Origin of the sequence: Stackebrandtia sp. (assembly GCF_035643755.1) — a bacterium.
Classification (GTDB): Bacteria; Actinomycetota; Actinomycetes; order Mycobacteriales; family Micromonosporaceae; genus Stackebrandtia.
In genome coordinates this window covers 1-11,577 of the sequence record NZ_DASQPW010000093.1, presented here as the reverse complement: position 1 = coordinate 11,577, position 11,577 = coordinate 1, and the positions used below count along the sequence as shown (strand labels likewise).

Here is an 11,577-nt window from a genome sequence, read left to right as displayed (position 1 = left end):
CCGTTGACGCGGTACACCGGGGTCTGCGGGGTCAGGTCGCGCACGGCCGCCAGACCGTCGGGGTCGTCGCCCAGCGACACCAGCACCGCCGCCTCCAGCGCGGTGGCGCCCGCCGCGGCGGCCTGGGCCACGGCGGCCTGGAGCCCCGACAGTTTCAGCGAGGGCAGGCTGACGGCGGCCGAGGCGTAGGTGCGCCCGTCGTCGTCGCGCACGGCCGCGCCCGAGGTGGCGCCCACCCGGGCGGCGGCGGCCCGCGCCAGGGTCACCAGCTTGTCGTCCTCAGCGTCCTTCACGGCTTCAGCCCCTCTCCTCGTCGCCGGCCTCCGAGGCCACCGGTTGTCTCACCTTGCGCACCACCACGGAGTCGATGCGGTTGCGCCGCCCCGCTGTCCCCTCGGCGGTCAGCTCGAGGCCGTGGCTTCGCGCCCGCGCCCCCGGGATCGGAACCTTGCCCAGCGCCTGGGCCAGCAGCCCCGCCACCGTTTCGACGTCGCCGGGCGGGATCTCCACGCCCATCAGCTCCGACAGGTCCTCAATGGAAAGACGGGCGGTGACGCGCGCCCCGCCGTCGTCCAGTCGCTCGACGGTGGGCCGCTCCACATCGTACTCGTCGGTGATCTCGCCGACGATCTCCTCGAGGATGTCCTCGATCGTGACCAGGCCGGCGGTGCCACCGTACTCGTCCACCACGATCGCGATGTGGATGCGCGCGGACTGCATCTCGCGCAACAGATCGTCCACGGGCTTGGACTCCGGGACGAACGTCGGCTCGCGCATCACGTCGGCGATCTTCGGGTCGGAGCCGTCGCGGCCCAGCCGCACCAGGTCCTTCAGGTAGACCACGCCGCGCACGTCGTCGACGTCGTCGCCGATGACGGGGATGCGGGAGAAGCCCGAGCGCAGCGCCAGGGCCAACGCGCGGTGCGCCGACTCGTCCGACTCGATCCACACCATCTCGGTGCGCGGCACCATGACCTCGCGCGCGATCGTGTCGCCCAGGGCGAACACCGAGTAGATCATCTCGCGCTCGCCGTGTTCCACCTCACCGCGCTGCTCGGCGATGTCGACCAGCTCGCGCAGCTCGGTCTGGGTCGTGAAGGGACCCTCGCGGAAGCCCTTGCCCGGGGTGACGGCATTGCCGATCATGATGAGCAGCTTGGCCAGCGGACCCAGCGCGCGCCCCAGCCACCGGACGATGCCGGAGGAGGCCAGCGCGACCGGGTAGGCGTGCTGGCGGCCCAGGGTGCGCGGACCGACGCCGATCAGCACGAAGCTGACCAGCGTCATGGAGCCGGCCGTGGTGAGGGTGGCCGCCCAGCCCACGCCCCAGGCGCGAAACGCGGCGACCGCGACCAGGGTGGTGGCGGTCAGCTCGCACGCCAGGCGCAGCAGCAGCAACAGGTTGACGTAGCGGGGGAGGTCGGCGACCAACAGCTGCAGGCTCGCCGCGCCCCGCGCCTTCTCGCGGACCAGTTCGCCGGTGCGCGCGGGGGAAACCCGCGACAGCGCGGCGTCGGTCATGGCGAACAGCCCGGCCAGAACCACCAGGGCGGCGGCAATGCCGAGCAGGGTATAGGAGGACATCGGGGGTCAGGGGGTCCGTTCTCGTCGCCAGCCGTCCAACAGGGACTTCTGGAGTCCGAACATCTTCTTGGCCTCGTCGGGCTCGGCATGGTCGTAGCCGAGGATGTGCAGTACACCGTGGACGGTCAGCATGTGCAGCTCGTCCGCGGCGGAGTGGCCGGCGGCGGTGGCCTGGCGCTCGGCCACCTCGGGGCACAGCACCACGTCGCCCAGGAGGGTCTCGGCGACCGGTTCCTCGTCATTGGACGGTCCCCGGCCCACCGACAGCTCGTCCATGGGGAACGCCAACACGTCGGTGGGGCCTTGCGAACCCATCCAGCGGTGGTTCAGCTCCGCCATGTACCCGGAGTCCACCACCAGGATCGACAGGTCCGCCAGCGGGTTCACGCCCATTTCGGACAGTGCGTGGCGGGCGACGTCGCATATCGCCGCGGTGTCCACGGTCGCGCCCGACTCATTGGCAATCTCGATCGTCACGTCGCGGCCCTCGTCCCCTCGTCAGCGCCGTCGGCCGGATTTTCGGCCCGACGCGTCCATGTTGTCACCGGAGCGCTGCTCGGCGTCCCATTTGGAGTACGCGTCGATGATGTCGGCCACCAGCTGGTGGCGCACCACGTCGGCACTGGTCAGCTCCGTGAAGTACAGGTCGTCGACTTCCTCGAGGATGCCGCGCACCACGCGCAGCCCGCTCGACGCGCCGCCGGGCAGGTCGATCTGGGTGATGTCGCCGGTCACCACGATCTTGGAGCCGAAGCCCAGCCGGGTGAGGAACATCTTCATCTGCTCGGCGGTGGTGTTCTGCGCCTCGTCCAGGATGATGAACGCGTCGTTGAGGGACCGGCCGCGCATGTAGGCCAGCGGCGCCACCTCGATGGTGCCCGCCTCCATGAGGCGCGGGATCGACTCGGGGTCGATCATGTCGTGCAGCGCGTCGTACAGCGGGCGCAGGTACGGGTCGATCTTCTCGTTGAGCGTGCCCGGCAGGTAGCCCAGCCGCTCGCCCGCCTCCACCGCGGGGCGGGTCAGGATGATCCGGTTGACCTGCTTGGCCTGCAGGGCCTGGACGGCCTTGGCCATCGCCAGGTAGGTCTTGCCGGTGCCGGCCGGGCCGATGCCGAAGACGATGGTGTGGTTGTCGATGGCCTCGACGTAGCGCTTCTGGCCGACCGTCTTGGGTCGGATGCTGCGGCCCCGGCGCGACACGATGTTGTGGCTGATCACGTCGCCGCCCGACTCCTCGTCGGTGGCGGCGGCCCCGGAGGCCAGCATGCCCGCGGTGCGGCGAATCACGTCCACCGACAGCGTCTCGCCGCTTTCGATCAGGCCGATGAGTTCGTAGAACAGCCGCTCGGCCTCGGCGATGTCCTTGGGGGCTCCGCTCAGCGTGATCGTGTCACCGCGGACGTGGACATCGGCCCTGACCGTCCGCTCGATGAAACGCAGGTGCTCATCGGCCGACCCCAACAGACTCACCATCGTCCGGGGATCGCCGACTGTGACCTTGGTCTGGGGACGGGACGCCCCGCTGGATGACGATGCGTCTGACATAGGCACGGCCCGAAGGCCTTTGGCCACCTGCTCTCACGTGATCGGTGCCGCGGATAGATGCGCGACGTGTGCGGCAATGGTATAGCCACACCGCGGCCGTCGGCACCTGGATTGGGCGCGGGTCTCAGGCGGAACCGGACGCCTGATCGGCGAGTTGGCGCAGGCCGTCGACCACGCCGCGGGTCAGGTCGCCGCCGCCGAAGGAGGCCGTCATGGACATGGCGGCCAGGGCGGCGTTGCGGTCGGGGATGCGCTTGGCGGCGTTCTCGCCGGTGACGATCTCCAGCTTGCGCTGCTGGGGGGACACAGCGATCAGGACGCTTTCGGACGGGTCGGCCAGCTTGTCGTGCAGGCCGCGCGCGGCGCCCGAGGTGGGCTCGTGCAGCGGTCCGATGTAGACGCTGAAGGTGAGTCCGGTCATGCGGTCGGCGGCGTTGAGGGCCTCGTCGATGCGCAGCAGCTGCCGGACGGTGAAGGGGCCGTCGAGGACGTCGGCGGCCTTGGTGGGTTGTTGCGTGGGTTCGGAAACCTCGACGTCACCAGTTGCCACTTGCGCCTCCCTTGACTCCCGTGCGTGTCATCGACGGCCCGCTCTCCAGCGCCTTGGGCTCGTCGCCCTCGCCGCCGGAGGCCACGTAGTCGGCGGCTCCCGCCACCGAGACCTCCTCGGGCCGGGCCAGGAACCACACCGGCGCGAAGTCGTAGTCGCGCCCGGGGCGATAGCGCCGGGCCGCGCGGGCGCTGCCGCCGTACACCATCCCGGCGACGACGAGGAACACCGCCACGGGAATGCCGACGAACACCAAAGCCGTCTGTATGACCGTCATCTTCCGCCTTCTTCACAAAGGTCACTCGTGTGCGGTGACCAGGCACCGCCATGCACGACAAGCACACTAGCCGAAGTGGCCCCCAGCACCGCCGACAGGGCATCATGTGGGTCATGAGTTCCGAACCGAACGCCTCCTCGGACCCCGTGGCCCTGGACGCCTCCGATCCGCTGGCGGCCTTCCGGGACGAGTTCGCCGTCGACGACGACGGCGTGATCTATTTGGACGGTAACTCGCTGGGCCGCCCGCCGCGCGCCGCCGCCGCGGCGGTCGCGCGGGTGGTGGAGAAGGAATGGCGCCACCGCCTGATCCGCGGCTGGGACGACTGGATCGACCTGCCGCGCTCGGCCGGGGATCGGATCGCCGAGCTGGTGGGCGCCTCGGCGGGCGAGGTGCTGGTGGGCGACTCCACCAGCGTCAATCTGTACAAGCTGGCCGCCGCCGCGCTCGACGCCGCCCCCGAGGGGCGCCGCGTCATCATCACCGACGACGACAACTTCCCCACCGACCGCTACATCCTGGCGGGACTGGCGGAGCGCTCGGGCGCCGAGTTGCGAATGATCCACACCGACATCGACGCCGGTCTGGACCCCGCGGCGCTCGAGGCGGCGCTGGGCGACGACACCGCGCTGGTCGTGCTGTCCCATGTGGCCTATCGGTCGGGGGCGCTGGCGGACATGCGCGCCGTCACCGGGCTGGCCCACGCCCACGGCGCCCGCATCCTGTGGGACCTGTGCCATTCGGCGGGGGCGGTCGGCGTGGAGCTCAACGACTCCGGCGCCGACCTGGCCGTCGGTTGCACCTATAAGTACTTGAACGGCGGGCCCGGGGCGCCCGCCTTCTGTTATGTGCGTTCCGATCTGCAAACCGAACTGCGCCAACCCATCTGGGGCTGGTTCTCCCAGCGCGACCAGTTCGACATGGGGCCCGACTACTCCCCCGTGGACGGCATCGGCCGCTTCGCGGTGGGCACCCCGCCCGTCGTGGCGCTGGCCCTGGTGGACGTCGCGGTGGAGGTGACGCAGCGCGCGGGCATGGAGGCGATCCGCGCCAAGTCCCTACGCCTGGGCGAGTACGCCCGGGCCCTGTCCGAGGAATGGCTGCGCCCCTTGGGTTTCCACCTGGCCTCGCCCGCCGACGCCGCGCGCCGCGGCGGGCATCTCACCCTGGCCCACGCCGAGGCATGGCGGATCGGCCAGGCCATGCGGGACCAGGGGGTGATTCCCGATTACCGCCAGCCCGATCGGCTGCGGCTGGGGTTCGCGCCGCTGTACAACACCTACGCCGACGTCCATGACGGACTGAGGATCATCAAGGGGATCGTCGAGAAGCGCGCCTTCGAGCGGTACGACACCGCCCACGGCAGGGTGACCTAGGCGGCGATTAACCACATCGCCCAGCGGGGGTCGGGGGTTCTATGGCCGAGCACTCTCCACAGTGGGTTCTTGGGCGCCTTGGGCGCCGAGGCCAGCCGCCAGCCCATCTCGCCGGGCGTGCGGTCGGATTTCTTGTGATTGCAGCGCGCGCACGAGGCCACCACGTTCTCCCAGATGTGGCCGCCGCCGCGGCTTCGGGGCATCACGTGGTCGATGGTCTCGGCCGGGCCGCCGCAGTAGGCGCACTTCCAGCCGTCGCGGGCGAAGACCGCGCGCCGGGTCAGGCTGACCCCGCGGCGACGCGTCACCTTGACGTAACGATTGAGCCGCACAACCGAGGGGATCTGGATGATGGCCTGGGCACTGTGCAAAAAACCGTCACCCGGGGTGACGGTCTCGGCCTTCTCCGACAACAGCAGCACTGCGGCACGGCGAACGGATACCACGCACAACGGTTCGTAGGTCGCGTTGAGCACCAGGGCATTCGTGGTCATACTGCCGCTTGCGGCGTGCGTTCCGCTGGCGGTCATCAAACACCTCCTCGGTGAGTGTTAGACCTAGTCTTACGCATCCGAACGTCAAACGCACCTACGTAACTCACGTCGCGATCCGGACGAGCCATTTCATCACAACCAACCGACGTGGTGTAAGAAAAATTGCGTGCTGACCTCCCTACTGACCCAAACGCCGCGATGCGGCGCCGAATCGACATCGGCCTGCCAGCTGGTGTGGAAGTACACCCACAATGCCTGGCTGGCCGAAAGCAGCCAGTGGTTGATCGTCAAACCGTTGCGCATCCTCATGATCATCGTGATCTGCCTGGTCGTGCGCGGCCTGATCAACCGCACCATCAAGCGGCTGGCCCGTTCCACCGCCAACGGCAACACCCCGAAACTGTTGCGCCCGTTCAGGGAACGGGTGCCCAACCTGATGGCCGACGCCGACGCCACCGAGCTGCTGGGCGATCGCCGCAAGCAGCGCGCCGCGACCATCGGCGTCGTGTTGCGCAGCCTGGTCACCTGGCTGATCTACGTGATCATGGGCATGCTCGTGCTGTCCGAGCTCAATGTGAACCTGGGTCCGATCCTGGCCAGCGCGGGCGTGGTCGGTGTGGCCCTGGGCTTCGGGGCCCAGACGCTGGTCAAGGACGTGATCAGCGGGCTGTTCATGATCGTGGAGGACCAGTACGGCGTCGGCGACACCGTGGACGTCGGCGAGGTGGTGGGCACCGTCGAGGTGGTGGGGCTGCGCGTCACCACGGTGCGTGACATGTCGGGGACACTGTGGTATGTCCGCAATGGAGAAATCCTGCGGGTCGGCAACCACTCGCAGAGCTGGTCGAAGATCGTCCTCGACCTGCCGCTGAGCCCCTCGATCGACGTGGACCGGGCCAGCGAGGTGATCGGCGCCGCCGCGCGCGAGCTGCACGACGACCCCGACTGGTCGGAATCCATTATGGAAGAACCGGATGTACAGGGAGTAGTCGACTTGACCGTTGACGCTACGGTGTTGCGAGTGGTCCTGAAGGTGGACTCGGCGCAGCAGTGGGCGATCGGGCGACAGTTGCGCCGCCGGATAACCCGGGCGATGCACGCGGCCGGGATGATGGAGGACACGTCGGTCGGACGCATTTACGTTCCGCGGACGCCAACCCAGGGCGGGCGGTGATTTCCCAGCATTGGGGACGAACCGCCGAAAGTCCGATGCAAACCCCGTCCATCCGGTTGACAACCCCCTCCCCCGATCGGGCAAACTGAAGTGGCACGCGTTCAACCCTCCTGTCTAGCCTCACCGGAAGGACTCCCCGGCGGTGACCAGCCACCCGCGACCCGGCTCGGACGGCGACCGACCCGCGACCTATCGGCAAGTGTTCGCCTCCAAGGAAGTGGCGGCGCTCTTCGCGTCGTTCACGGTGTCCAAGAGCAGCACCATGCTGGTGCGGGTCGCGGTGACGTTCCTGATCTTCCGGCAGACCGGGTCGGCGCTGCTGGCCACCGGCACCTTCGCGATCAGCTACGCCCCGTACCTGGGTCCGGCGCAGCTGCTGGCCACCCTGGCCGACCGCTTTCCGTACCGCACCACCATGATCGCCTCGGACGTCGTGCGCATGGTCCTGATCGGACTGGTGGCCGTGGTGTCGGTGCTGCCGCTGCCCCCTCACGTGGCGCTGCCGGTGATGCTGCTGCTGGTCTTCCTGTCGGCCACTGTGGAGCCCGCGTATCAGTCGGCGCGCTCGGCCCTGCTGCCGAAGCTGGTGGAGGGGGACGTCCTCACCCTGGCGTTGTCGCTGTATCTCACCCTCACCCAGTCGGCGGTGCTGGCCGGTTACTTCCTGGGCGGCGTGATCTCGGCGGTGGATCCGCACATCGCGTTGTTCGTCAACGCCGGGTGCTTCGCGGTGTCGGCGCTGATCCTGGTCACCTTCGTCCACCGCCGCCCGGCGGATTCCGACGCCTCGCAACGCAAGAGCCTGCTGCGCGAGACCGCCGAGGGCTTCGCCCTGGTCTTCGGCAACAAGGTGCTTCGCATCATCGCGCTGGTGGTGTTCACCACCGTCATGTTCACGATCATCCCCGAGGGCGCTGCGGCCCCCTGGGCGCACGAGCGGGGCGGCGGCGCGGTGCTGCAGGGCACCATCATGGCCAGCGCACCGGTGGCGGCGATCCTGTCGTCGATCGTGTTCACCCGCTTCACCCGACCGGCGCTGCGGCAGAAGCTGATCCGCCCCCTGGTGTTGATCGCGCCGCTGAGCCTGATCCCGGCGTTCTTCGACCCGCCCAGCGGCGGCATCATCCTCATCGCCGTGGTGTGCAATCTCACCCTGGCGTCCATCGCCCCGCTCAACGCGATCTTCGTCAAGGCGGTGCCGGACGGCTATCGGGCCAGGGCGTTCAGCGTCATGCAAAGCGGGATGGCGCTGATCCAGGGCATCGCGGTGGTCGCCACCGGCGGCCTCACCCAGTCCGGGCTTTCCGTGCACGCCAGCGTCGGTACCTGGGGTTTGGCCGGGACGATCCTGGTCGGCGGGCTGCTGATCTTCTGGCCCGCCAGCAGCGATTTCGACGACGCGGTGTCCGAGGCGCAGCGCCCGCAGGTGGCCGAGGTGCCCGGCGGCCAGGCCGCCCCGCGGCCGTCGGCGGGCGGCGGTGTGGCGTGAACGCGAATGTGACTCCAGACGCGATGTCTTTCCGTTTGTACCCAACAGTTGGCAGGATATGAAGATGCCCGCCGATATCGCGCCGCAACCGACCCCGCCCGCCGCGGGCGGAATTCCGCTGCGCACCGCCGCCACGGCGGTGCCGGAGAACTTCTACGCCGCGGTGGGCGGCACCGACACCTTCCGCAAGCTGGTGGACGAGTTCTACGCCGGCGTCGCCGACGACCCGGTGCTGCGGCCCATGTACCCCGAGGCCGACCTGGGCCCGGCGGCCGATCGGCTGCGGATGTTCCTCGAGCAGTACTGGGGCGGACCGCACGCCTACTCCGACCAGCGCGGCCACCCGCGACTGCGGATGCGCCACGCGCCCTTCACCATCGGGCCGTGCGAGCGCGACGCCTGGCTGCACCACATGCGCCGCGCCGTCGACTCCCTGGACCTGGCCCCCGAGCTGGACGGCATCCTGTGGGATTACCTGGAGCGGGCCGCCCACTTCATGGTCAACTCCCACTAGCGCCCCGGGGTATGAGGCGGGCCGTCGCGGGCGCATTGGCGCTGTCGCTGCTGCTGGCGGGATGCTCGGCGTCCGGTCCCGACGACTACGCGGCGGGAGAGAGCCGGCCCGTCGACGATCCCGTCTATCCCGCGTACGGGCACTCCAACATCGACGTCCTGCACTATGGACTGTCCATCGACTACGACCCGCATTCCCATGTCCTGAAGGGAAAGGCGCGGCTGACGATTCGACCGACCAGAGACGCCAATAGACTGACGCTCGACTTCGCCAAGTCGATGCGCGTGTCGGCGCTGACGGTGGACGGCGACAAGACCGCGTTCTCCCAGGCGAAGTGGCACCTGACGGTCGACAGGCGCCTGCGCACCGACCGCCGCGTCACCGTCGACGTGACTTATTCGGGCACACCGAAACAGGTCCCGGGGCCGTCGGAGGGAATGGACTCGCCGCCGGGGCTGGGCATCACCACCGACGGCGAGCGGGGGCGACTGTGGACATTCCAGGAGCCGTACGGGGCGCTCACCTGGTACCCCGTCAACGACCACCCGTCGGACGAGGCGCTGTACGACATCGACGTCACCGTCCCGCACGGCTACTCGGGCGTGGCCAGCGGGAAGTTCAAGGGGCGCGAGAAGAACACGTTCCGCTGGTCCTCGGGCAAGGACCCGGTCGCCAGCTACCTGACCACGCTGGCGGTCGACAGGTTCGAGCGCATCGACATGACGGGGCCGCACCGCCTGCCGATCACGGCGTGGCTGGCGCCCGGCAACGCCGACTGGCGCCCCGCCCTGAAGCGGATGCCCGAGATGCTGTCCTGGCTGGAGAAACACTACGGCCGCTACCCGTTCGACTCGGCGGGTCTGGTGATCGTGGGCGGCGCCAACGCCATGGAGAGCCAGCAGATGGTGACCCTGTCGGGCGATCTCGACAGTGGATCGTCGGGCGAGGCCCTGATCGTGCACGAGCTGTCGCACCAGTGGTTCGGCGACAGCGCCACCCCGCGCGATTGGCGGGATCTGTGGCTCAACGAGGGCCCGGCGACCTACACCGAACAAATGTGGAAAGTGGACCACCACGTCCGCGACCTCTCCGACATCCTGGACTATTGGAACGGCCACGATCAGAAGCTGCGCGACGATTATGGACCGCCCGGCGACTACTACTCCGACTACTACTCCGACTACTTCGCCGACAACAACGTCTACGTGTGCACCGCCCTGATGCTGTACCACCTGAGGACGAAGCTCGGCGGCCGCGAGGCCCTGGACAACCTGCTGTCGGACTGGGTCTCCCAGCACGCCAACAAGTCCGTCACCCGCCGCCAATTCGTCGCGTTCGTCAATCGCGAGACCGGCACCGACCTGACGGACTTCTTCGACTCCTGGCTCGACTCCGACACCACGCCCCGTTCGTGACATTGATTCGGGCCCAACTCCAGGGGGAAGGAATTGGGCCCGAATCTTGGGGGTGGGGAAAGGTCTTAGAGGACTCCGCCTTCGTCGTGCAGCCAATCGATGTAGGCGCCCGACACCGCGGCGGCGCAGTCGATGAACTCGTCGAGCAGGGCGTCGGTGAGGCCGGGGCGCAGCGGCAGCTGGGTCTCGCCGTACAGCGGGATGCGGCCCGCCTCGGTGGACTCGCCGACGTAGGCCTTGAGGAAACGGCGGGTGCGGTTCCACTCGTTCGTGGCGCGGAAGGCGTGGTCATTCCAGTCGGACGGCAGGGTCTGGTACGCGCGGGCGCGCAGCACCAGGATGTCGTTCTCGGGGCCCTCCAGGCGGATCTGCATGATGTGGCGTTCCCACATGGCCAACAGGGAGCCGCCCTCGTCGACCAGGTAGCGGATCGACAGCCGCTTCAGCGACTCCACCAGGCGTTCCTCGGTGAGTTCCCGATTCAGGGTGGTGTGCTGCTCATCGGCGACGATGCGATCCAGCTCGGTGAGGAAGTCGGGATCCAGGGCGGCGATGTCCTGCTTGATGATGTCCCAGCGGTCGGTCACCTCAGCGGATTCCAGCACCATCTCGGCATCGCGCTGCGCCGGGATCGGCGCGCGCTGGGCACGGCGCGGAATGTCGCGTTCGGACGCCTGGGCGACGTCGTCGGTCGACGATTGTGATGACTGGCGCTTCCACCACCAAGCCATGAGGGACCCCTCCCGTCGTTGAACTCAAAAGACGCGCGCCCGTCGATTTCCTCCTCGGTCGCGCGGGGCCGAAACTACCCGCGCCCCATGACAAAACACCAGGGCGAAGGCCCGACATCACTACGGAAGGGTATGGAATTCAACCGAAAAGAGGATGAGCCTCCATCGCACGGCCGATGGGCAACGGACGGAACGTGCGATGTGGGCCACGTCAACGCAGTGTCAGGCCGCTGGCGGGGTTCCAGATCGTGCCGCCCGCGCCCGCCACGCCGAGCCGAGAACCGGACAACAGCACCCGAACGGGCTGTGTCGGGGCGCCGAAACCCATGCGCAACAGGCCCACGACCACACGTGTGGTTATGGCATAATCACCGTCCGCTACCGACACCGTCACCGCGACATGATCCAGCAGCGCGTCGCGCAGC

14 protein-coding genes are annotated in these 11,577 nt (G+C 68.6%); 5 read left to right on the top strand and 9 right to left on the bottom strand.

Going from position 1 to position 11,577, the window contains the following annotated elements:
* From VE172_RS07040 to ctaJ, 6 genes are all read right to left on the bottom strand, one after another.
* Window positions 1-293 (bottom strand): cytidine deaminase (locus VE172_RS07040; protein ID WP_324799110.1); only part of this gene is annotated, 293 nt, incomplete at its 3' end.
* Window positions 294-297: 4 nt separating this feature from the next.
* On the bottom strand, window positions 298-1,584 hold the full coding sequence (locus VE172_RS07035) for a hemolysin family protein (protein WP_324799108.1): 1,287 nt from the start codon (window positions 1,582-1,584) through the stop codon (window positions 298-300).
* Between the two features lie 6 nt (window positions 1,585-1,590).
* Entirely contained in the window at window positions 1,591-2,061 is a 471-nt protein-coding gene (ybeY, locus tag VE172_RS07030) for an rRNA maturation RNase YbeY (protein ID WP_324799107.1), read from the bottom strand.
* Between the two features lie 21 nt (window positions 2,062-2,082).
* On the bottom strand, window positions 2,083-3,132 hold the full coding sequence (locus tag VE172_RS07025) for a PhoH family protein (RefSeq protein ID WP_349258284.1): 1,050 nt from the start codon (window positions 3,130-3,132) through the stop codon (window positions 2,083-2,085).
* Between the two features lie 124 nt (window positions 3,133-3,256).
* Complete coding sequence (locus tag VE172_RS07020; RefSeq protein WP_324799102.1) at window positions 3,257-3,682, bottom strand: DUF5130 family protein; 426 nt, start codon at window positions 3,680-3,682, stop codon at window positions 3,257-3,259.
* A complete protein-coding gene (gene ctaJ, locus VE172_RS07015) occupies window positions 3,669-3,959 on the bottom strand; it encodes an aa3-type cytochrome oxidase subunit CtaJ (RefSeq protein ID WP_324799099.1) in 291 nt (96 codons plus the stop codon). Before ctaJ ends, VE172_RS07020 begins: the two co-directional genes overlap by 14 nt.
* A gap of 113 nt (window positions 3,960-4,072) precedes the next feature.
* Here ctaJ and kynU point away from each other — a divergent pair, with 113 nt between their 5' ends.
* A complete protein-coding gene (gene kynU, locus VE172_RS07010; RefSeq protein ID WP_324799097.1) occupies window positions 4,073-5,335 on the top strand; it encodes a kynureninase in 1,263 nt (420 codons plus the stop codon).
* On the opposite strand, the gene VE172_RS07005 is transcribed toward kynU, so the two are convergent.
* Window positions 5,332-5,829 (bottom strand): HNH endonuclease, encoded by a 498-nt coding sequence (locus VE172_RS07005; protein ID WP_349258285.1) that lies wholly within the window; start codon window positions 5,827-5,829, stop codon window positions 5,332-5,334. The two genes, kynU and VE172_RS07005, sit on opposite strands and share 4 nt — an antisense overlap.
* 166 nt (window positions 5,830-5,995) lie before the next feature.
* Here VE172_RS07005 and VE172_RS07000 point away from each other — a divergent pair, with 166 nt between their 5' ends.
* The 4 genes from VE172_RS07000 (at window position 5,996) to VE172_RS06985 (ending at window position 10,421) form a co-directional block, all read left to right on the top strand.
* Window positions 5,996-7,003 carry a mechanosensitive ion channel family protein gene (locus tag VE172_RS07000; RefSeq protein ID WP_324799093.1) on the top strand — a complete coding sequence of 336 codons (1,008 nt, stop codon included), beginning with the start codon at window positions 5,996-5,998 and terminating at the stop codon, window positions 7,001-7,003.
* A 142-nt stretch (window positions 7,004-7,145) separates the two neighbouring features.
* Window positions 7,146-8,492 carry an MFS transporter gene (locus tag VE172_RS06995; protein ID WP_324799091.1) on the top strand — a complete coding sequence of 449 codons (1,347 nt, stop codon included), beginning with the start codon at window positions 7,146-7,148 and terminating at the stop codon, window positions 8,490-8,492.
* A gap of 64 nt (window positions 8,493-8,556) precedes the next feature.
* Window positions 8,557-9,006: a globin gene (locus VE172_RS06990; RefSeq protein ID WP_324799088.1), complete on the top strand. Its 450-nt coding sequence runs from the start codon at window positions 8,557-8,559 to the stop codon at window positions 9,004-9,006.
* A gap of 11 nt (window positions 9,007-9,017) precedes the next feature.
* Window positions 9,018-10,421 (top strand): M1 family metallopeptidase, encoded by a 1,404-nt coding sequence (locus tag VE172_RS06985; RefSeq protein ID WP_324799084.1) that lies wholly within the window; start codon window positions 9,018-9,020, stop codon window positions 10,419-10,421.
* Window positions 10,422-10,486: 65 nt separating this feature from the next.
* Here the strand turns inward: VE172_RS06985 and VE172_RS06980 are convergent, their stop codons facing one another.
* Together VE172_RS06980 and VE172_RS06975 are read right to left on the bottom strand one after the other, a co-directional pair.
* On the bottom strand, window positions 10,487-11,152 hold the full coding sequence (locus VE172_RS06980; protein WP_324799081.1) for a type III secretion system chaperone family protein: 666 nt from the start codon (window positions 11,150-11,152) through the stop codon (window positions 10,487-10,489).
* 211 nt (window positions 11,153-11,363) lie between these two features.
* On the bottom strand, window positions 11,364-11,577 hold a 214-nt coding region (locus tag VE172_RS06975; protein ID WP_324799078.1), incomplete at its 5' end, for a DUF8185 domain-containing protein.

Coding starts and splice junctions, on each gene's coding strand:
- VE172_RS07035 (WP_324799108.1), bottom strand. CDS start 1,584: ATGTCCTCCTATACCCTGCTCGGCATTGCCGCCGCCCTGGTGGTTCTG.
- VE172_RS07025 (WP_349258284.1), bottom strand. CDS start 3,132: ATGTCAGACGCATCGTCATCCAGCGGGGCGTCCCGTCCCCAGACCAAG.
- ctaJ (WP_324799099.1), bottom strand. CDS start 3,959: ATGACGGTCATACAGACGGCTTTGGTGTTCGTCGGCATTCCCGTGGCG.
- kynU (WP_324799097.1), top strand. CDS start 4,073: ATGAGTTCCGAACCGAACGCCTCCTCGGACCCCGTGGCCCTGGACGCC.
- VE172_RS07005 (WP_349258285.1), bottom strand. CDS start 5,829: ATGACCACGAATGCCCTGGTGCTCAACGCGACCTACGAACCGTTGTGC.
- VE172_RS06990 (WP_324799088.1), top strand. CDS start 8,557: ATGCCCGCCGATATCGCGCCGCAACCGACCCCGCCCGCCGCGGGCGGA.
- VE172_RS06985 (WP_324799084.1), top strand. CDS start 9,018: ATGAGGCGGGCCGTCGCGGGCGCATTGGCGCTGTCGCTGCTGCTGGCG.
- VE172_RS06980 (WP_324799081.1), bottom strand. CDS start 11,152: ATGGCTTGGTGGTGGAAGCGCCAGTCATCACAATCGTCGACCGACGAC.